Below are 18,802 nucleotides of genomic sequence, written 5' to 3' on the forward strand. Positions count from 1 at the left end.
TGCACATTTCATGGTCGCCTCACAGCCCTACAGCGGGCGCTGTTCTCGATTCCAACCGTCGTCTGCAAAACGCGACCGCCACCCAATACCCCCAGTCTGAATGACCGGAACAATCGGTTAGCCGCCCCTGAATGCTCGACCGCGCGACCGGCCGTACTGGGTCGTGTGTTGCCGATCGCGCAATGATTTCGTTGATTGCACACCGGTTGGCAATTAACGGCCAGCCAACTTCAGACATCGACACCCGCAATCACGCTTCTGATTCGCAGGACCCGGTACCCTCGGTTTTCTAACCTACTAGGCTCCGAAGCGTGTCCGCGTTAAAGCTCGCGGCCGGCCACCCTCGCCCGAACAAGACCTCTAGCCTCCCCCGCCATCGAGGGACCTGATCAGATATCGAATCCCGATTCGTCGTCATCGCTTCGAATTCACGGAGCGCGTCGTAGATTACTCGCGCCGCCGGCATTACGACAAGCGCGTCGATCGCACGCTTTTGCATGCCGACCTGCTCGGCAACCCAGTGCAATAGTCCCGGAAAGGCATCAGGTTGGCGCAAGGAGTCAGGCAGGCAGGTCCATGCAATATCGGCTATCGAATAAAGAATCGCCATTTTGCGGAAATGCATGTCGGCGACGTCGGCAGGTTCGGGTTCGATGCCAGACACAATCGACAGACGCACCCGCTTGATCATCGCGTGGTGGAGATCGGCTAGGGCCATGATGAGATAGTAGGATCGCGCGATGCACAAATAGCCCTTGAGCCACACATTCACATCGTCACTATCGGCATGCCATACGCTGGCATGGCTGTTGGCCAGTTGGACCAGAGCATAGGCATCGCAGACAATCTCCTCAACTATTGCGCCCTTGATTGCTTCGAACCGAATTCTGCGGTCGGCGAGGTCTTGGCGCATGCGGTCGAGTGCGCCCGGTTTGAACCTGATCTTCCCTCCATAGGTAGCAATAGCCTCAAAGTCTGGGTCGCGGTCGTAGCAGACCTGGTCCAATGCGAACGTGAACGCATTGTTCGCGCACGACATGAGACCAGACATAAAGGGATCCGGTCGGCGCACCATGTAGTGAGCAGCTTCGTGGGCGAGGATGTAGCCATCGACTAACGATGAAGTCCAATCGACGAGAATTGTCGGCAAAATGGCCTTCAGCGCGCCATAGTGCACTATCAGCTCGGGCTCTTCATGCGAGTAATGCCCCTTATACGGCACCTTGAGCGAAAGCAGCGCTTCAAAAAGCGTCGGACTTTCGTCGGCAATCGCCAGCCCAGCCGCGGCCGCAATGATTTCGGCCGCCTCTTTGTAGGGCTGATCTGTGCCGACCGCAACGACCGAGTCGAAAAGACGCTTCAGCACCATCGACTGGGCGAGATCTAGGAGGATAACAGCCTCATTGCTGCGCTCAACCAGACAGGCGCTTTGTCTTTTGCTGGCGACGATCTCCAGCGAGAGCGTCGGCGGCTTTGTTCCATGAATATTGCGCAACAAAAGTTGGCGAAGTACCTGATGCACTTCATCCTTTACCGAGACTGGATCGCAAAGGTCTGATTGGCGCTTCGCTCGACGGCGCGACCAGTCTGTGCTCCAGACTAGGGGGTGGCACACGACGCTACTCAGGCTTGGCCGCAGCACCGATGTCAATTTCGACACCATTCTTCGACGCCTTGACCTTTATGCCGCGCCCCCTCAGCGCCCCAATCAGGAGGGAAATCGACGCCGAGAGCAGTGGGGCGTTTTCGATCACCAGGTTGAGTAAGGTGCCGCCGTCCTGGCCGCTGCTGGTCTCGACCTCCGCTTGATCCCTATGCTCGGCGGCGAAGGCATCGAACAAATCCTTTGCATCCAGCGATGCCTCCAAAATCAGTTCGCTCATATACCCTCCTTCGCCCCTAGAAGACTACACAAGCAGAATACATCAGGAAGTCGTATGCCGGATGTCATGGACTCGAAAGTCAGACGGAGAAGCGCAGGATCACCGCGACCGTGATCTAACCCCATAGAGGTAGATGCCGTGTCGGGCGGCGCAAGTCTTCAACACAGAATTAGCACCTGCCCGTAAGCAGCTGAATAGCAAAATTCCCCTGCGATTTAGCCGCTGCTAACTTCACCATCGAGCGCAATATATTGCCTGATAATTACCGGCGCCCCGCCCAAGCAAGGGCGGCTTGACTGTACTGCCCGACACACGTCGTGCGAGTGCCCTCGGAATGAGGTGTCGGTTCTCGACCAACTCGCGAGTAGCACGAGTATGTCTGGCAACGTTCGCTGACCGCTGAACGCGACCGACCGGACTGGCAACGCTTTCCGACGTTCGCAATGGCGAGTTTGAGGGGCCGTAACGGGTCGGCTTCCGCCGGATGCAGCCATATGAACGCCCCCCTCCCATCAGCTGAGTATGGGCCGGTCCTGTTCTGTCTCTTCAAGCCGCATCTCGAGAATGGAGGCGAGCACAACACCGTAGGCACTGCGACTGGCCTGACCCAAACCTACACCGGTCTCATTTGCAATCACATATAAAAGCACACTCGCGCTGTTTCGCCTGGCAGCGCATTAGCAGGCTGCTGAAGTACACCCGAGTTAAAGAGGCCCCGCTCCAATTACGCGACTTTCGTCGCAAGATTTTTCGCATTGTGCAGATCCAATGCGAATTCAACGTCCCTTCAAGCGTTTTGAGGCCAGTTCCTGGCCTCATTTCCGCGTTTTCCGTCACTACAGACGGACTTGTGACAAGGATCGCAGGCGCACGAGGTTGTATGCGGCCATGTTCAACACGAACATCTGATCCACCTTCTTTAACCCGCGCACCATTGCCTGGCGCATACGTCCCACGGTCTTCGCCCATCCAAAGCCTTGTTCGATCAGCTTGCGCTTTCGCTGGGAAATGGCGTAGCCCGCGCTCGAGGAAATCGTATCGGCCACCGCCGAACGCCGCCCCGAGGTGTTTTGCGCTACGTGCGGTGTGACCTTCATCTCGTGGCAGGCCTCGATGAATTCCCGTGCGTCGTAACCCTTGTCCGCGCCCAACGTGATCTCTGCGCCCGCATCCTGTAGTGCTTGCCGCGCGTCGTTGATCATGATCTTGGCCGCTTCACGCTCAGCATGCCCGTCAGCGCGTGTCACGCGCGCGTTGACCACCAGACCGTGCCGGTTATCGGTCAGCGTATGGCCCATGTATCGCAATTCGCTGCCCGTCTTGCCTTTCCGGTAGAGCCGCGCATCAGGATCGGTACTGGACTGATGCGTCTCGTTGCTGCGCTTGCTACCTTTAAAGTCGCCCGCGCTGCTGCCTTCGTCATCCTGATCGTCATCGTCCTTGCGAACGAAGCTCTTGTGTCCCGCCCACGCCTGGATCAGCGTGCCGTCTACGCTGAAGTGCTCGCCCGAAAGCAGATCCTTCTTCTGAGCGATGGCCACCACTTCGTTGAAGAATTCGATCACGGCATCGTGCTTGATCAACCGCTCGCGGTTCTTCGTGAAGACCGTGGGCACCCACACCATGTCATCCATTGCCAGGCCGATGAACCAACGAAACAAGAGGTTGTATTGCACTTGCTCCATCAATTGCCGCTCCGAGCGGATGCTGTAGAGCACCTGGATCAGCATCGCCCGCAACAGCTTCTCCGGCGCGATGCTCGGCCGCCCGCCCTTTATGTCGGCTTCGTACATGCCGGCGAACAGCCGATCCATCTTCGCGAGTGCTTCGTTCGCCATGACGCGAATCGCACGCAGCGGATGTGACGGCGGAATGAAGTCGTCCAGCTTGCGCATGGAAAACAGACTCTCGGTGAATGTGTCGGCGCCGCGCATAATCTTCATCGGGTAGTTGGGCTCCTTCTATCAACGCTTCACGAACCCTGCGCGATGACGCGTTTCAGCGGTACTTCCGCAGCCTGTTAGGCGGAACATGCATCAAGCAATGTCGGAAATCGATTAGAGAAGCCGCTTTTCAAACGTTTCCGTAGACCTAGAATTTTTGCATGCGAGGACGCTGATGATCACAATTCGGCCGCAATCTTTTAGGAGAGGGGGATGCCATGGCGTATTACTTCGCCTACGGGCTTGACATGCAAAACGACGCGTTGTTGCCGCCAGCCATCGCTCTGATGCTGGGCGGTCAGGCACCGGAACCGAGCGCTCAAGCGGTTCTTTCGGACTGTGCACTGACCTTTCGTCGATCGACCATCAATACGAATACGACGTCGTGGGCACTGACCGAGGCCCACGGGCGCATGGTTTGGGGCGTGCTGGTCGACCTTCCATCGAGCGTTATTAGCGCACTAGCAGAAGCCAAGGCGGAAACGCATGATCGTGTACAGAAGTCCGTTACCGTGCAACTGGTGATGCCTGGCGTGCCCCTTCCTTCTCAGCTTGTCGTTGGTGAGCAGGCAACGGCAATTTGCCTGGTGCCCAGATCCGACTCATCCGAGGTAGTTCTTCCGGACAGTGACCTTTTGCGCCGCGTCATCAATTGCGCGCTTAGCTGCGGCTTCCCGATCAAGTACGTCAGGGCGATCGCGGCGGGCGGCGTGGGCGCGGGAATGACCGTGGACGAGATCAAGATCGACGCGGAAGACATCACGCAACAAAAAATCGAGCGGATCTTTTACAAGGCACCGCCTCGCTTCGCCGTCTACGCTGCGGACAAGCGCGTGATGGTGCAGTACGCCGACGATTCTTTTCTCGAAGTGAAACAGCGTACGGACATGGCGTCACTCAACGGGCTTCGCAGTCAGATCAACGGGCTGATCGACGGCTGGCAAACGAGCAGGAGAATAAAGAAACAGACAAAAGCTGCGAAATACAACGCGCGGGTCGCCGCGGCGTTGAATCTTTGTCTGGAGGGGGATGGCATCAACGCGCTAATTGCACTCCAAGAAGTCAAAGCCGACATAGTCGATGAACGCGCGTCGTGGGGACGATTCGAATATCTTATGAGCGCGTTATTTACAGCCATTCTCTTTTGCGTCGGTCTCACACTCGTTCGGAGCCGCTACTATGCTTTTGATATCGACACGCAAGCCTTGTGGAACGCGGCACGCGCTGGAGCCATCGGTGCTTTTTTTTCGATCGCCATCGCGATACGGCAACGCACCGTCCTCACTGACCTGCGATGGGTGGACAACCTCGCCGACGCGGCGCTAAGAATCGCGATAGGCGTCATCGCCGCAACGGTACTCGCCCTGTTGCTGCGAACGAATCTCGCGCCCGCGATTTCGATAGGCGGAGCCGAAAATCACTTGCTGACGGGCAAAAGTGTGGAGTGGGACATGGTCGTGACGATCGGCTTCATCGCTGGTTTTCTCGAGCGGCTCGTGCCCGATATGCTGAGCAAGGCAGAAACGTCGAATGGCGCGTTAAAGGGCAAGTGATCGCTTTGCAGTGCATCATCCATCATCAGCGGGCTAGCGTTTTCCCAAACGTCTGAACGGACGTTCGACTGAAGCGAGTCTGACGGCTGGAGGGATGGTGGCGCGGTCGCCGGGAAGAATGCGGTTTTCAACCCGGAAGGCCGTCGTTCCTGTCTGCTCTATCGCACTCGGGGCAGGTTTCGCTTGCCGAGATCGCTCAGCACCTTGTCCATTGCGTAGCCGAGCAGCTTCTTGCGCAACAGCGCAATGCCGAGGCTCGCTGCCTTGCGCTCGATCCACGACACCTTGAACATATCCAGCGCACTGCCCGCGACCGCCATCACGCGTGCCTCCAGCAACTGACGCAACGGCGTCAGCTCGACCGGCTGGGTTGGCCACTTCGGCAGGGGAATCTCCTCGCGCAGCTTTCCGACCAGCGGAATGATCGGCAACTCGCCGCCGCTAGCATGCCATTCCGTTCGCACCGCGTCGCTCCAGCTTCCGTACAGCGGATTGGTGTCCGGCATGCTGAAATGCTGCGAGAGAAACTGCTGGCAATTGCGACGGCCGAGCAGATAGTCGTGTCGCCGGAACTCCTCGCTCAGAAAGCCGCCAAAGCCGCCCAGGCAGCCGCTCGCCAGATCGAAGCCGTTGGTTTCGGTGCGCGGGTCCGTCGGCGACGTACGGCGGCTCGGCGCGATCAGATAGCGGCTGTACACGTCGTCCATAAACGCCAGCGCGAGATCGGCGGGATCGAAGCGCGCCTGGTTCTTCCACGCGCCGATCAGACCAATGCTCGAACTGAACAGATCGCCGCGTTCTCCCGCAATCGTATCGTTCACTTCGGCGAGCGTGTCGGGAAACGGATCGATCATGACGACGGCGCGAATCGCTTCATTGCCGCCGCGCGGATTCTGCTCGATCTGACCCGCCAGTTCGGTCCGGGCGAAGTCGAGCGGTTCGTTGTCCATCGTGCCGCCGTCGACGACGAAGCCCTTGAAGAACTTCGGCGCGGCGGTCGTGTTTCCCTGAGCGTCCCACGCCGGAAGGAGCGGTTTGAATTCCTGCTGTTTCGTCGCCGGATCGATATAGGTGAAGAAGTGATAGTTGAGATCCGCCACCCTGCGATTCTCCTCGCGCGCCGCGAGTCCGACGGGAAACGCGCCCGAGCCGAGCGCGGCATTGCCGAGCGACTTCCACGCGCCGGTGGACGAGTTGTTGATGCCGGAAAGAATCTCGTCGTCGGGGCGCGCGCGTGGAACAGCGTCGGTATAGCTCGCGGCGAAACTGCGATAGCTTTTGTGCATCCACATGCCGAGGCCGGCTTTGTACGTGCTCTCGATCGGCAGGTAGTAAGGCACGCCGCGCAGGCTCGCCTGCGAAAAGATGAATCGCGTGCGCTCGCGCAAATAGGGGCGCGCTTTCGCAGTAGCGGTGTAATCGAGCGCGCGATTGGTGATGTCCTGGAGCACCGTCGAATCGAGCAGAGAGACGAGCGTGCCCTGCTTGGCGAGGTCGTCGGACTTGAGCAGTTCGCGGATGTCGATGTCTTGCACCCACGCGCGATAGAATGGATTCGCGCTCTTGTCCTGCGCCGGCGCGCTGCCGGCGTCCACATGCGGAAAATCGTACCTGAGCGCGACCGCCGCGATGGCCGCCGTCATGCTGCCCGCCGACGCGCCCGCGAACACGCGCAGCACCACGTCGTGCGGCGGCACCGACCATTCTTTTTGCGGCTTGCCCGACTTACGTTCCGCTTCCTTGGCCGCTTCCCAGGCGTCGAGCGCCTCGATCAGAAAGTCCATCACGCCTGAACTGTATGCGCCCGCCGAAATCGCGCCCGCCAGGACGATGCCAATCTCGAACGTGCCTTCAGCGGGCGGACTTTCACTTCTGACGTATGGACAGATTTTCGCGGCTACCGCGCCGGATGCATCTGATTCGCTCTCGTTGCGCTCGTCGGGCATGAACTTCTCCTCGCCTGGATGAACGTGCGTTTTTATCAAATGGTGGACGACACGGCATGCTAACCATCGCGATTCGCTGAGCTGACGCCGCCCGGGCTCGCGCATCGGAACACCAGTCCTTAAAATAGCTCAAGCGAATAGCATTGCAAGTTCGCGCGCAAGGAGATATCGGCCAACTTGTCGCCTCCGACTGACCGAGGATTCCGACAAATTCAGATCAAAAGCCGGTGGACACGGCGGCCGTCCATTCTCATCTCGACAAAAGCAGGGTTGTTTCAGGAACTTGGATCAAAGAACAGAGCACCCCTTCTCCGTCCTTTGAATTCGAAGTCTGAATTTGCGGCATTGGATCGACTATCGCGACTCAGCCATTGCTTACAAGACTCGATGGGCACAGCGCCGTTTCAATGACCGAATTTTCATGTCGCCGTCCCTCGCGCTTTTGTTATCTGACTAGTTCGCCCGGAAAGCGGCGTCGATTTCCGGCCGCGACAAATGGGCAACCGTGTTGACGTCGCAGTCGGGCACTTCGTCTCTCGGCGGATAACATAGATCCGAATTGCAGAGGCGGGATGATTCTCACGCCTCCGGATGGCCTATCGTTCGCGGCGTACATAAAGAAGGCGCTCGCAGACGAGCTGAAGGCGGCTGATTCGTACGGCGACCTCCAGCCAAAGGTGACTCTTTCAGGGAAAGTTGAAGAGCTCGAGTCCTCTTCAACGGTAGGGCTCACTGGTAGCTATTGGAACATCAAGTTGCTAGCCGCGCCGCTATCCGTCGGCAGGCTTCAGAACCCCCGAAATCGCCTTAAACGTGGATCGGTGTTGAACGGTCAGTGACTGGCCGTTGGATGAGCTAACTCTTCAATAGTAAGCGCTAAAACGAGCACACCTTTCTTCGAGGGGCGTTAAGAGCGACGATTGCGTCCGCAACCCACATTGCGGACGCAGACCATGAGCGACGATGAGTTTGACTTTCTGCCACTCCGAGTCATCCGAGAATGCTCCAACGGCAAACGAAGGTACGACCCTGAAGGCAAGCGCCGACTGATTCAGGCGTGCTTGCGACCGGGGGCGTCAATTGCCGGACTCGCACTCAGGGCACAGGTAAACGCAAACCAGCTTCACAAGTGGATAAGGTTACATGAGAAGGCCAACTCTGCTCGTGCAGCACGAAACACGGTTGAGCCGTCACCGGCGGCCTTCGTCCCGGTCCTTGCTATCGAACCGGGCTCTACGCAGCCACCCCTCGAGCTCGAGAACTTGCCGGCGTCATCGAGTCCCAAGCAACCTGCGACCGCGTCGCGACCAACGGCGCGCCTGTCAGCGCACCTCCCGAACGGGGTAACAGTCGAACTTGAGTGCTCACGGCACGATGCGCCGCTCGTCACGGCCTTGATCGCCGCGCTGGGAGAGCGTTGATGTTCCGCCTTGATTCCGACCTCCGCGTTTATTTGCATCGCGAACCGATTGACTTTAGGGCGGGAATCAACAGCCTCACGGCGTTGGTTGAGCAGTCGATGCAACTCGACCCCTTCGCTCGCGCCGTGTTCGCGTTCCATAATCGCAAGCGGAACCAAACAACATTCAGCATACCGATTGAAGCTCGTCACAATGGAGTATCCATGGCATCCATTGCACGGCCAGCAACTTCAAGTGGTTCGCCGTAAGGGGCGAGGAGCCACGGAAGTCATTCATGTCGAGGCAACTCAGCCGAGCAAGCGCCGAATCGTGCCGCCAAAATTGTTCTCATTTTGTCCCGTCGCTGACTCGTTCTCGTTGAATGGCGCGCGTTGTATTGCCGCGTACACAACGACATTGCCTGCTCGGCTTCCAACGCTGACGCAGGTCGTGCTATGGATCGCAAAGCTCGGCGGTTACCTCGCACGCAAGCATGGTCGTCCACCGGGGCCAACCGTTATGTGGCGCGGCTTTCTCGCTCTGCACGAAATTACGGCGATGTATCGCATCTTCAGGCAGAACGAATGACCTTATTTGTGGGTAAAGACCAGAGTTCGGGGACAGGGAGCAAGTCAAGACGCATTCTTCAGGACAGCGACACCACATTTGATAACTCGCCTCGCCTCCTCCTCGTGCTCGGGACTAGATAACGTAGCAAGGTAATCCACTTGTGGCTCAAAGAAACTGACCATGTCACGTGTGGCAAAGCCTTCCCAATGGTGAAAATCGAAATAGGTAAAGTGCCCGTCAGGATCGCATACCGCCATTAGCCTTCTAAGAACATCAATGGTAAAAGTCTTATATCCGAGTGACGACGCCAGATCTCTGTACTCGAACTGGAAGAACTCTGAAAGCAGGTCCATCTGGGCATCGAACCTATCTCTGTTTTCTTTTGATGATTTACGCAAGGCAGCGCAGGACGTAAGTGAATCTACATCTAGGTGCCTTGAATCGAATTCGGAGTTCTTTATTACTGCGCGAAGAAATGCGCCACAGTTGCCGCCGGAGAATTCACCGCTCCGCCTCAGGCCTTGTTCAATTACCTTCCGTTGGTCGCTATAAGTCCATGGCGCGTACGAAGAGGCGTAGCAGGGTTTCAAAAAAGATGCAACGCAGGTTGCTATGCACAAGGCAGCGAGAAGTCGTACGGTGTTTGATTTTAAAGTCATGATGTACCTCGGATGGAAATCGATTCGCGAAATGGAAGCGAATCCGAATAAGGGGAAAGGTGATCGACCATCAACGTGCCGCTGCGGACACGGTGCCGGTGCATTTAGTAATCGTGGCCATTGATAACGTGCAATAGGCTAGCCATTCGTCGGCTTCATCTGAGTCGGAAGAATGAACTACCTCACTGGATTTCGGCCAATACGACACAACAAATGCGCATTGATGACTTGCTATCAGGACAACCGGTTGATTGGGTCCAGGTCCCGGTCGCTGACTGAGCGCAAAGGTGTCAGGACATGCTGCCTTGATCTTCGGAAGTATCGATTGCGCAGATTTGTAGGCCGCTTCCAGTTCCTCCTTATTGCGCTTTCCTACTTGCGCCCATTGCGCAGCAATAACAACAGGTGCTTCGTCTATCGATGATGTATCGCTAGCGCCTACATGTTCGGCTTGACCTTCGCGCAAGCTTACGTAGGTGCTTTCATCGAGCAAACCCGTCCGACGCAGTTGCGGATTACTCTTTTGATAAGCCAGTAAAGCCGCTCTGTAACTCGCATCGTCGACCGGCTTCCCCTTCAGAGGAAATCCCCGGGCGGCAAGCGCATGCCAGGCGTTTGCCGTCGGTGCTTTCGCCCAAAGCGTTCCGGTGGAAATGCACTTTTTGCACGCTGTAATCGCCACAACAGCTGGCGGGGCTTCTTCGCCGACAGCGTCGAGATTTGCTCCCGCGTTAATAAGCAACGCGGAAATCTCTGGGCTGTGGACAATGACTGCAATTGTTAGTGCCGTTAAGCCATCCGTGCTCCTGTAGTTCACTATGTCCGAGTTGCTGCCCGGGTACTTAAGCATCAACCGCACCACTTCGGGGTTCCCGCTTTGTGCTGCGTTCATCAGTGGCGTCCAACCCTGCGCGTCCGGGAGGTCAAGGTCGATATGAGGCTCCGACAAAAGTAATCTGACTGCGGACGCCGACCCGGCCGCCGCGAATTTATGGAGCGTAAATGATTGATCAATCTTGCGCGCCACCTCGGACGCCAGGTCTGCCTGGCCATAGGCGGTACCGACCATGGCTACGAATAGGACTGGCCATACAAAAGCGCTTTTGGGTTGGGTGTCCATGTTCCACGCGATTTCGAACGTTGAATTGAAACTCAAGTCGATACCTTCCGTGGACTTTACTGATTCGGCTTAGTACCCGGCACCGTATAGCGGTAAGGGGTTATCGCTGGGGACGGATCTGGTGGGCGCGGTGAAGGTGGCGGCACCGGAGCGGCAGAGTAATGCGGCTGAAAGACCGGCGGTGAAGGGCGCACAGGGGCTTGTTGCGGTGCCGCCTGCGCGGCTGAATAATACTGGCGGTGTTGTGGCACCACCTCAGCAGGCCTGGCGTCACCAGGAACGCTCTGTGTCGCAGGTGGCGGTTGATACCTTCCCCCCTGATAGGGGGAGCTGCGTCGTACCACAGCCACATCGCTATGACCGGTACCCTGCTTAGCTGCGGGGGGAGGCCGAACTGGAACGTGTTGCAGCGCATCGATAGTGGAAGGGTGTTGTTGCCGGCTTACCGGAGGGGGCTGCTCTGGGTAGCCTTCTTGCACCACCGGAGCGACCGGTAAGCCGTAGTAACGCTGTTGACCCTCCACTGGTTCAGGGGCCCGTTGAGAGCCAACCGACGCGCCCGGCAACCCGTTATACCGCTGTTGGCTTGCGCGAGGCATTTCTGCCCCGCCATGGAAGGTCGCGATCGACGTGGAGACTTCGTCCATTTTGTGGACAAGCGCGTTGCTAACGCTCTTTAACTGTTCGAAATTGTGCTTGATAATGCGCTCGACAATTGGATCTGGGGAGATGTGATCAGTCGTCTTGTCGATGAGCTTAAACAGCCCGTCAATTCGAGGATCCGAGTCCCGTTTCTGCTTTTCGTCGTCCCGTAAATTTTGCTGCCTGACGCATTCATCGACGTCGGCTGAAATCTGGGCGAGCTTTGCACCAAACGCCGGCTCGCACCTCACTTCCCAAAGCTTCGGGGCAAGTCCAATGGAGTTCTCGCAATTCTGCAACTCCTGCCAATTACTCGAACGCATGTCTCTGCCGGCGTCGAGACAGTCCTCGATTCTTGCCGCGGCGGGGCCGAATATCCCGCCCAGAACAATCAGAATGCCGAACTTCTCGTAACGCGAGCGAGTGCGCATCTCTACACTCCTTGGCGTGGACTGCTCTTGGCGCCTCGGCTGACGATGTGCCGTGCTTCGATGACTTAGCGGGGCGCGTCAGGGGTTCACGAGGCCGTGACGGAAAACGAATCGCACATTGGCTTAAGTCTAGGCGCTGCGCGCCGGAAGGCAATTAGGAAGGCCGTGGCGCGTTAGCCATCCTGACACAGCGCCTTCCATCACACTGGAACGTCGCGCCAGACACGCGCGCGCAGCGCCTCAGGCAGGCGGCACACCGCCTTTGTGACGCTGATGAACACGCGCATTAACTCTTCGAAACCACGATGCGCAGGTCCGGATATGGCGCGAACATTGCAACTCCGCACGGCCGGACGCAGCAGGTCGAGACTAGCCAACCCGCTGGCAGAGGAACCCAAACACATCCGAAGTCGCACTGGCGAAAGTGGAACGACGGGAAAGTAACCTAGCTGACGCACCGCTCCTGGTTTTTGAACGTCGCCTAGGCCGAAGTACTGTGCTCGAGACGACGGCTTGAATGACCGGACCGCTCCGGTACCCGCCTTTGGATCTATTACGACGCGACCGTCGGCAATGGGTCGCATACAGCCCTTTCCCGAAATCCCACGAAGAAGAAAAAAACCCGGCTCGAGAGCCGGGTTTTGATTAAAGGATGTTACGAGTGGCATCCGAGGATGCCACCGTGTCTTATGCCGCCGCGCCAGTCGGAAGCGGCATCGATCGAGACAGCAGAGTCGTGACCGCGCCCGCCAACGTCCACTCGCCGAATTGCTGCTCATGGCTTTCATGGACGAGACGGTCAAGGCACAGCACCTCGACGCCATCGACTTGTACCTTGCCGAGGACGTTCGCCAGCACCGCGCGATTGGAGCCTTCACGTTTAACCGTGACGACGCCCTCCCCGACCACCACATACACGTTCGAGACCTTCGGCATTTACGCTGCCTCCTTCAAAAGTTTGCGCATGTCACCGGACGTTTCCGCCGACAACAATGCAAGGTCATCGACAAAACGATCTAGCAGGGAGTCCATATGAAGGAAGGTCTCGTCGTCCAGTTCCGGCGTCGCCCAGTCCAGCCCCGCCTGCGTCGCATCACGTTTGTGCGCGACCATTTGGTCCTGATACTCGTCGATGCTTCCCGGTAGGTGGAAATAGACCACCTTCAACACGCCCTTCCGGTTCCAGCGCAGCGCTCGCCGCATCGCCTGATACTCAATGCGCCACGTCCACGACCGGTCGTAGAAGAGGATGTAGTCGGCGTTCGGGAGGTTGTAGCCCGCGCGGCCCGATGCCTTGGTGGCCATCAGTCCGGTTGCCAGTCCGCCCAAGAATCGCTTGTCCTTATCGGCCACGCGACGCTTGATCGGGATCTCGCCATGAAACGGAACTGTCTGCACACCATGCGCATCCAGCTCGCGCGCCAGAAGATCTAGCACGCCGGGGTTCTCGGCAAAGACGATTGCCTGCTTGCCTTCAGCCGCGATCGCACGCATGCGCGCCACAATCGCGCGCTGTTTGCTCGTCAACCCGCCGACGTACTCCACGCCCTCCATGCCGAACTGCGGATAGTTGGCGGCAAAGTGAACCGCGCGGATACGAGCGAGGATCGTCACCAAGTTGCACGCCTTCTTATCATCGCGTGATCAGCGATACCAATCGGCGAACTCGTCAGCGGCGCGCAGGTACGCGGCCAGATGGCCGCGATCCCAGTCGACTGTCTCCACCTCGAACTGCGGTGGTTCGATCTGGATGTAGCGCGAGACCTCAGGCTCTGCGACCAGCCGCCGCTTGATGTGCGGCGCGAGCATCGCCCGGTAGAGATGCAGGTTGCCGATCTTCGGCACCTCGCGTTTCGCCCCATCCTGCAGGCTCTCCGCGAACTGCCACGTCACCCACTCCAGCACCACGAAGTCATCCCTGAATCGATCGACGCCGCGCATCGCGTACTCCACCGAATTGATCCAGTTCTGCTCGAGGTAGCCCACCCGATAACCGTACGGCTGGGCCGCCGTCCCATCACCGCCTGAGAACGCGATCAAACCGAATGCATCTCTCGGATAGTTCGGTATGGGACTTCCCGTCAAAACGAACCGGCGCCGCGCCGAAAGCTGCCAAAACGCGCGGCTTTGATCGCTCGTCGGATTGGCTAGGCGCTCGCCTTCATCGGCCACCAGCAGCCCGGTGCGACGCCGCAGTCGATGCGCGTAAGTCACGCGGGTCGAGACTGCTTTGTCGACCGGCATGCGCAGCCGCTCGTACGAGATGAGGTTAATCTGCCGGAGGTCGGTGAGATCCGCCGCTGACTCGATTACCTTCACCTGATCGGTCGCGATCGGCAACTGGGCAACCTCCTTCAACATCTCCTCGATAAGCCGGGACTCCACAACGATGAGGCCGTGCTTCACACCCGAGACGAGGATCAGCGCCAACGCGAGCCGAGACTTGCCGCATCCCTGCTCCCACGCGACGACACAGCCGGTCGGCTTCAGTAGCGTTTCGACCAGATCATCGACCTGAAACTCCCAATCGAGCCACTGATCGACGCCCAGCGCCTTGACGCGCGACCGCAGCGCCGCCGCTTGGTCAGGAAAGCGTGCGCACAGACCTTCGTGCACCACCTCCCATCCCTCGCTGACGTTCTCGACCGCGAACCGCGCATTGAGCTCGTCGACCGACAGGTGATACCGGACGCCATGCAGCGCGTATCGGTAGCGCCCATCGGCTTCGCGATCAAACTGGACTTCGTCGCCCGCCTTGATGAGCGGACTGGCCCAGCGCGTCGCGTCGACCTTGTGGGTTTCCTTCGCGATGCCCGACACCTGATCTCGCGATCCTGCGCCAGTTGTCCACGCCACGTGCCGCAGCGGTATCGCCTGTCGCACGCCGCGTCGCATGCGTCTGTTGAAGTGCTCCATGAGGCCGGGCGCGAGTTGCGGGTTGCCACCGACGCTGCGGATTCGATCGAGCAACTGACCGAAGGCCTCGACGGGATCGTCTTGCACCAGATACGTCTCCATATCCAGCAAGCCTTGCCCGGAGTAACGAAAGCCACGCGGGAGCCGGTGGCCGTCGCGCGAGTAGATGCGCTTCACGAGAACCGCGTTGAGCACCATCGCTTCGTTGAAGCCGCACGCAAAGGACAAGCGAATGCGCCGGCCATCGTGCAACACCTTGACCGACTTGTCGCCCGTCACAGCACGCGTGATGAACGGCACGCTGTCATCGAGGTTCTGCAGCCGCAGCCGAGCTTCCCCGAAGGATCGCTCCTCGAAGTGCAGCCCGAGGTCTGGGCCAGGCTTGGCCAGGTCCTCGACGGCCACACGAACGAAGTCTGAGGGACGATCGCGATAACGGTCGAACACCACGACGGCCGTGCGCACGTTCGCGCCTTCCAGCTTGAACGCGTCCGCCGGCAGTTCGAAAAGGCCTGCCGCGCGGCGCTTCAAGCGGTCGCCCTGCTCGCCCGCGATCATCGATTCGGCGGTCGTGATCGGCAGGAGCGCGACGACGATGTTCGCCGCCTCAAGCGCCTGATGCACGGCGTAGTCGTGGCTCAGCGCGCTGGTGTGTGCGCCGTACCGGCCCCACGTTGTGCATTCGAGCGTCTGCAGATGTGGCGACTCGAGATGGATCGAGAACGGCGGATTGATCAGTGCGATATCGAAGCGCGCCGGATGGATATCCTCCATGCCGGCTTGCCGGAACTCGCAATCAAACCCTGCGTCCTCGAACACCTTCTGGCACTGCTGGATGACATCGGTGTGCACGTCGACGCCGTACACGGCATGGCGTTCCGGGTCTGCGTACTGAAGCAGCCGGCCGGAGCCGGCCGAGTTATCCAGGATGCGGATAAGCCGATTGACCTTCCAGCCGCTCACGAAGCTCCACATGAACGCCGCAATGGCGTCGGGCGTGAAGAACTGCCCGAGGTGCTGACGGCGTACTGCGGCCAGTTCACCCTGATGGGCGATCGACGGTGCCTGCGATCCCAGACTTCTGATCGCGCGCAACGGCTCATACCAATCCGGCTCGAACGAAAAGAGATCTCTCTGCATGAATTGCCTCTAGAAATAAAAAGACCCGCAGAAGCGGGTCGAAAGGATGGAACGGTGGACGCTTTAGTACCGGTCGCGCGAGGCGAGGTACTTCGCGCCGAACTCACTAATGAAAAGGGACAACCCGTCGCCCACGTCGTGAGCGAACTTGAACTGCCATTTGTCGTTGAACAGCACGATCTCCAGCCCCGTGAACGACAGCTTCTCGCGAGTGGAGAACGTCAATCGGTGGACGCTGAAGTTGCGCAGTTGCATCGCCAGCGCGCCGAACTGATGCTTCTTCGCGAAGGTCGCCAAGCCGTCGAAGGTTGTGGCGACCGCCTGCTGAGAGGAGTAATACACCTCCCGTTGCCCCTTCGAATGGAAGCACGACTGGGAGGTGACGCGCTTTTCGAGAATCACCGCGCTGCTGGTGCGCTTGATCTCGGTATCGGGCTTCAGCCAGAAGCCGTCGATGATGGCCTTGGCTGCCTGCTCAAACGCAACGCGCTCGCCAGCTTCACCGCCGAACGTCCGCTCGAGGTGTTGCCAGAAGCCGTCCAAGTCAGGGATCTTGTTTTTCCTCAGATCCTCTTCGATATCGAGGCCGCATCGGTCGAGTTCGCGACTCTGGTCAATCTCGATTCTGCCGCCGGCGGGCGCGAACTTGCGGCTTGCCTCCATCACAAGCCGGGACAGCACCCTACGACAGAACGTGTTGAGCTCGCGCTCGACCTTGTATTCGCTGCGCACTTCCATCGCCGAATACTCGGTCAGCCCGCCGGCGAAGGCGTCGCGCTCCGCTTGGACGACAGCGCCATAGGCTGCTGCTGCCGCGGTTTGTGCCGTCTTGAATTGCTCGATTAATTGCTTGTACATGCGATTGCTCCATGGAATGAGCAGGCGCACGCCCGCGAAGGGGACATACCCCTGCGGGTTGAAAAGGAGATTGATTGCGCGGTGAGCTTGCTAAGCGCCGCATCGTCGATGCGCTAGAAGCGCGGGTGATAGTGCAACAGTACATGCACGAGGTTCCGCCGCTGACACGAAAGGCGATCTTTTCATGGTGCCTTTCGTGCTCAGGCCTGGACACCTTATCCACAGTTTCTGTGGCTAACCTTGGGGTAACCTCAGCCGCCGCCCGATGTTTGCGATACATCTACGGTTGCGGGAAAACGCGCAAGCGCGCGCATCTTCCTCAAAAGGAACAACGATTTCGGTCCCTTTCGCCGGTCCGCCGCTGGCCTGCTGAGATCAGAATTTCGAGGGTGCACGCGCGTGCGTGCAATCCCTTCGGGCACGTCCATGAGAGTAAGTCACATTGCGACCATCGCGTTCCTTAGTGCCTCAGCCGTCGGCATGACCGGAGCGGTCAGCGTTGTCGCGCGCCAATTCACGATCGAACGTTCAGCCGTCCAGGTCGTTGTTGATACCTGCATCGCCGCACGACTTCAGGGCTTGTCCGACGCGATGGAACACGTCCCGGCCGCTGGCCGTCCGTTGCTGCTGAAGAAATACGGCTTCAGGGACGAGACGGCGCTTGCTGCAGCCCTAGCAGCGCAGCGACGTGATCTGGACTCAGCAGAGAGACTGCGCGCTGCGGAACTCGCTGCCAACGAAAAACGCTTGGCCGCTTTGCTGGCGGCATGTGGCCTCAGTGCGATTGTCGCCATTATGGGAGCCGTTGCGCTCTACGACGCGCACGTGGCTCGCGGCCGAGTGACGCGCGAAGCCGACACCGTTGCCGCCTAGCGCCGTGCCATCCAACCTCGCTTTACCGATACAAGATGAATCTGATCGTTGTTAGCTTCGAGGACTTCACGAAGGACCCCGCCGGCGCGCGTGCTGACTCTGTACCGTCTCCGGGCTTCCCCGACAGCTGGATCGACGCGCTGGTCGGTACCGGCTCCGTCTTCTCGCGTGATGAAGCAGCGCCCGGCGCTGTAAAGACAATCGGCGTTCGCTTTCCTAGCGGCGCGCACGCCGAGCAGTTCTGTCTGAGCGTACGCAAAGTGGCCAATCTCCTTGGGACTCGGGCACACATACACAAGGTTCCTGCGCATCAGGTCGACCTGACACTGAGCGAGGCCTCAAGACATCGTGCAAGTGTCATTTGACGGACTCACCGTCGCACTCGAAGACGTTCAAGACAACCCGGCGCGGTACGCACGCCAGCTCGAACGCGCAAAGAAGTCACCGGGCTACGCTGTATGCCGCTGCCAGGAGCGCGTCGCGGGCAGACTCTTGCGCCTCGTTGTGCGACGCTACGGCGCGCTTTTTCATCTCGCAAGATGGCCTGACGACGGGCCAAACCACAACGAGATCTCATGTCCGTTCTATGCCGCGGCGCCCATCAAGATGGAAGAACGCCCGACGCCCTCAGTGCGATCCAGCAAACGCCCGCAGGGCTGAACGTCAAGCTCGACGCCTCGCTATCTGTTCGAACGCTTGAACGGTCGATACGCGCTGAAGGCGGCTCCTCGCTCACCACCACAGCTCGCCGCGCCGCACCGCTCCTTGGGTTTCTGCAACGCGTTTGGCTCGAGGCCAATCTGCACGTCTGGCAAGGAGCTTCTACGCGCGGTTGGGGTCAGTGCAACGCACAGCTTGTGGCCGCTCT

At 58.9% G+C, this 18,802-nt stretch carries 19 protein-coding genes and 1 pseudogene; 9 read left to right on the plus strand and 11 right to left on the minus strand.

Annotation, left to right across the window (positions count from 1 at the left end; translation table 11 throughout):
• Positions 1 to 289: 289 nt before the first annotated feature.
• The 3 genes from PQR08_RS25275 to PQR08_RS25285 all read right to left on the minus strand — a co-directional run bounded on the left by PQR08_RS25275 (position 290) and on the right by PQR08_RS25285 (position 3,817).
• The gene (locus tag PQR08_RS25275; protein ID WP_408162718.1) at positions 290 to 1,522 is read right to left on the minus strand and encodes a hypothetical protein; all 1,233 of its coding nucleotides are present in this window, start codon (positions 1,520 to 1,522) and stop codon (positions 290 to 292) included.
• A 97-nt stretch (positions 1,523 to 1,619) separates the two neighbouring features.
• Entirely contained in the window at positions 1,620 to 1,883 is a 264-nt protein-coding gene (locus tag PQR08_RS25280; protein ID WP_238218508.1) for a hypothetical protein, read from the minus strand.
• Positions 1,884 to 2,719: 836 nt separating this feature from the next.
• Positions 2,720 to 3,817: an IS5 family transposase gene (locus PQR08_RS25285; RefSeq protein WP_408162747.1), complete on the minus strand. Its 1,098-nt coding sequence runs from the start codon at positions 3,815 to 3,817 to the stop codon at positions 2,720 to 2,722.
• 227 nt (positions 3,818 to 4,044) lie between these two features.
• Here PQR08_RS25285 and PQR08_RS25290 point away from each other — a divergent pair, with 227 nt between their 5' ends.
• Entirely contained in the window at positions 4,045 to 5,379 is a 1,335-nt protein-coding gene (locus tag PQR08_RS25290; protein ID WP_408162720.1) for a hypothetical protein, read from the plus strand.
• A 158-nt stretch (positions 5,380 to 5,537) separates the two neighbouring features.
• Here the strand turns inward: PQR08_RS25290 and PQR08_RS25295 are convergent, their stop codons facing one another.
• Positions 5,538 to 7,325, minus strand: a complete 1,788-nt coding sequence (locus tag PQR08_RS25295; RefSeq protein ID WP_408162722.1) for a patatin-like phospholipase family protein — start codon at positions 7,323 to 7,325, stop codon at positions 5,538 to 5,540.
• Positions 7,326 to 7,897: 572 nt separating this feature from the next.
• On the opposite strand from PQR08_RS25295, the gene PQR08_RS25300 reads away from it, so the two are divergent.
• From PQR08_RS25300 to PQR08_RS25315, 4 genes are all read left to right on the plus strand, one after another.
• A complete protein-coding gene (locus PQR08_RS25300) occupies positions 7,898 to 8,164 on the plus strand; it encodes a hypothetical protein (protein ID WP_408162724.1) in 267 nt (88 codons plus the stop codon).
• 114 nt (positions 8,165 to 8,278) lie between these two features.
• Positions 8,279 to 8,746, plus strand: a complete 468-nt coding sequence (tnpA, locus tag PQR08_RS25305) for an IS66-like element accessory protein TnpA (protein ID WP_408162726.1) — start codon at positions 8,279 to 8,281, stop codon at positions 8,744 to 8,746.
• A complete protein-coding gene (gene tnpB, locus PQR08_RS25310) occupies positions 8,746 to 8,994 on the plus strand; it encodes an IS66 family insertion sequence element accessory protein TnpB (protein ID WP_408162728.1) in 249 nt (82 codons plus the stop codon). The genes tnpA and tnpB overlap by 1 nt, the downstream gene beginning before the upstream one ends.
• Positions 8,924 to 9,313, plus strand: a complete 390-nt coding sequence (locus PQR08_RS25315; RefSeq protein WP_408162753.1) for a hypothetical protein — start codon at positions 8,924 to 8,926, stop codon at positions 9,311 to 9,313. The genes tnpB and PQR08_RS25315 overlap by 71 nt, the downstream gene beginning before the upstream one ends.
• A gap of 44 nt (positions 9,314 to 9,357) precedes the next feature.
• Here the strand turns inward: PQR08_RS25315 and PQR08_RS25320 are convergent, their stop codons facing one another.
• From PQR08_RS25320 to PQR08_RS25350, 7 genes are all read right to left on the minus strand, one after another.
• Positions 9,358 to 9,954: a hypothetical protein gene (locus PQR08_RS25320; RefSeq protein ID WP_408162729.1), complete on the minus strand. Its 597-nt coding sequence runs from the start codon at positions 9,952 to 9,954 to the stop codon at positions 9,358 to 9,360.
• A 70-nt stretch (positions 9,955 to 10,024) separates the two neighbouring features.
• Entirely contained in the window at positions 10,025 to 11,074 is a 1,050-nt protein-coding gene (locus tag PQR08_RS25325) for an ankyrin repeat domain-containing protein (RefSeq protein WP_408162731.1), read from the minus strand.
• A 56-nt stretch (positions 11,075 to 11,130) separates the two neighbouring features.
• Entirely contained in the window at positions 11,131 to 12,147 is a 1,017-nt protein-coding gene (locus PQR08_RS25330; protein ID WP_408162733.1) for a hypothetical protein, read from the minus strand.
• Between the two features lie 687 nt (positions 12,148 to 12,834).
• Positions 12,835 to 13,083: a hypothetical protein gene (locus PQR08_RS25335; protein ID WP_250487133.1), complete on the minus strand. Its 249-nt coding sequence runs from the start codon at positions 13,081 to 13,083 to the stop codon at positions 12,835 to 12,837.
• Complete coding sequence (locus tag PQR08_RS25340; protein WP_408162749.1) at positions 13,084 to 13,761, minus strand: helicase-related protein; 678 nt, start codon at positions 13,759 to 13,761, stop codon at positions 13,084 to 13,086.
• A gap of 30 nt (positions 13,762 to 13,791) precedes the next feature.
• Entirely contained in the window at positions 13,792 to 16,203 is a 2,412-nt protein-coding gene (locus PQR08_RS25345; RefSeq protein WP_408162735.1) for an SNF2-related protein, read from the minus strand.
• A gap of 63 nt (positions 16,204 to 16,266) precedes the next feature.
• Positions 16,267 to 17,061 carry a hypothetical protein gene (locus tag PQR08_RS25350; RefSeq protein WP_408162737.1) on the minus strand — a complete coding sequence of 265 codons (795 nt, stop codon included), beginning with the start codon at positions 17,059 to 17,061 and terminating at the stop codon, positions 16,267 to 16,269.
• 480 nt (positions 17,062 to 17,541) lie between these two features.
• On the opposite strand from PQR08_RS25350, the gene PQR08_RS25355 reads away from it, so the two are divergent.
• The 4 genes and pseudogenes from PQR08_RS25355 to PQR08_RS25370 all read left to right on the plus strand — a co-directional run.
• The gene (locus tag PQR08_RS25355) at positions 17,542 to 17,934 is read left to right on the plus strand and encodes a hypothetical protein (protein WP_408162739.1); all 393 of its coding nucleotides are present in this window, start codon (positions 17,542 to 17,544) and stop codon (positions 17,932 to 17,934) included.
• A 35-nt stretch (positions 17,935 to 17,969) separates the two neighbouring features.
• Positions 17,970 to 18,299 (plus strand): hypothetical protein, encoded by a 330-nt coding sequence (locus tag PQR08_RS25360; RefSeq protein ID WP_408162741.1) that lies wholly within the window; start codon positions 17,970 to 17,972, stop codon positions 18,297 to 18,299.
• Positions 18,289 to 18,594, plus strand: a complete 306-nt coding sequence (locus PQR08_RS25365; RefSeq protein ID WP_408162751.1) for a DUF1173 family protein — start codon at positions 18,289 to 18,291, stop codon at positions 18,592 to 18,594. The genes PQR08_RS25360 and PQR08_RS25365 overlap by 11 nt, the downstream gene beginning before the upstream one ends.
• Positions 18,510 to 18,802, plus strand: a pseudogene (locus PQR08_RS25370) (DUF1173 family protein); the annotation flags it as partial. The gene PQR08_RS25365 and the pseudogene PQR08_RS25370, both read left to right, overlap by 85 nt.

The sequence above is a fragment of the Caballeronia jiangsuensis genome, assembly GCF_046030135.1.
In the GTDB taxonomy this organism is placed as follows: domain Bacteria; phylum Pseudomonadota; class Gammaproteobacteria; order Burkholderiales; family Burkholderiaceae; genus Caballeronia; species Caballeronia jiangsuensis.

Excerpts from the sequence above, each read along its gene's own strand:
- PQR08_RS25300 (WP_408162724.1), top strand. The coding sequence starts at position 7,898 with ATGATTCTCACGCCTCCGGATGGCCTATCGTTCGCGGCGTACATAAAG.
- PQR08_RS25295 (WP_408162722.1), bottom strand. The coding sequence starts at position 7,325 with ATGCCCGACGAGCGCAACGAGAGCGAATCAGATGCATCCGGCGCGGTA.
- PQR08_RS25285 (WP_408162747.1), bottom strand. The coding sequence starts at position 3,817 with ATGCGCGGCGCCGACACATTCACCGAGAGTCTGTTTTCCATGCGCAAG.
- PQR08_RS25355 (WP_408162739.1), top strand. The coding sequence starts at position 17,542 with ATGACCGGAGCGGTCAGCGTTGTCGCGCGCCAATTCACGATCGAACGT.
- PQR08_RS25330 (WP_408162733.1), bottom strand. The coding sequence starts at position 12,147 with ATGCGCACTCGCTCGCGTTACGAGAAGTTCGGCATTCTGATTGTTCTG.
- PQR08_RS25290 (WP_408162720.1), top strand. The coding sequence starts at position 4,045 with ATGGCGTATTACTTCGCCTACGGGCTTGACATGCAAAACGACGCGTTG.
- tnpA (WP_408162726.1), top strand. The coding sequence starts at position 8,279 with ATGAGCGACGATGAGTTTGACTTTCTGCCACTCCGAGTCATCCGAGAA.
- PQR08_RS25345 (WP_408162735.1), bottom strand. The coding sequence starts at position 16,203 with ATGCAGAGAGATCTCTTTTCGTTCGAGCCGGATTGGTATGAGCCGTTG.
- PQR08_RS25335 (WP_250487133.1), bottom strand. The coding sequence starts at position 13,083 with ATGCCGAAGGTCTCGAACGTGTATGTGGTGGTCGGGGAGGGCGTCGTC.
- PQR08_RS25320 (WP_408162729.1), bottom strand. The coding sequence starts at position 9,954 with ATGACTTTAAAATCAAACACCGTACGACTTCTCGCTGCCTTGTGCATA.
- PQR08_RS25350 (WP_408162737.1), bottom strand. The coding sequence starts at position 17,061 with ATGTACAAGCAATTAATCGAGCAATTCAAGACGGCACAAACCGCGGCA.
- tnpB (WP_408162728.1), top strand. The coding sequence starts at position 8,746 with ATGTTCCGCCTTGATTCCGACCTCCGCGTTTATTTGCATCGCGAACCG.
- PQR08_RS25280 (WP_238218508.1), bottom strand. The coding sequence starts at position 1,883 with ATGAGCGAACTGATTTTGGAGGCATCGCTGGATGCAAAGGATTTGTTC.
- PQR08_RS25325 (WP_408162731.1), bottom strand. The coding sequence starts at position 11,074 with ATGGACACCCAACCCAAAAGCGCTTTTGTATGGCCAGTCCTATTCGTA.
- PQR08_RS25360 (WP_408162741.1), top strand. The coding sequence starts at position 17,970 with ATGAATCTGATCGTTGTTAGCTTCGAGGACTTCACGAAGGACCCCGCC.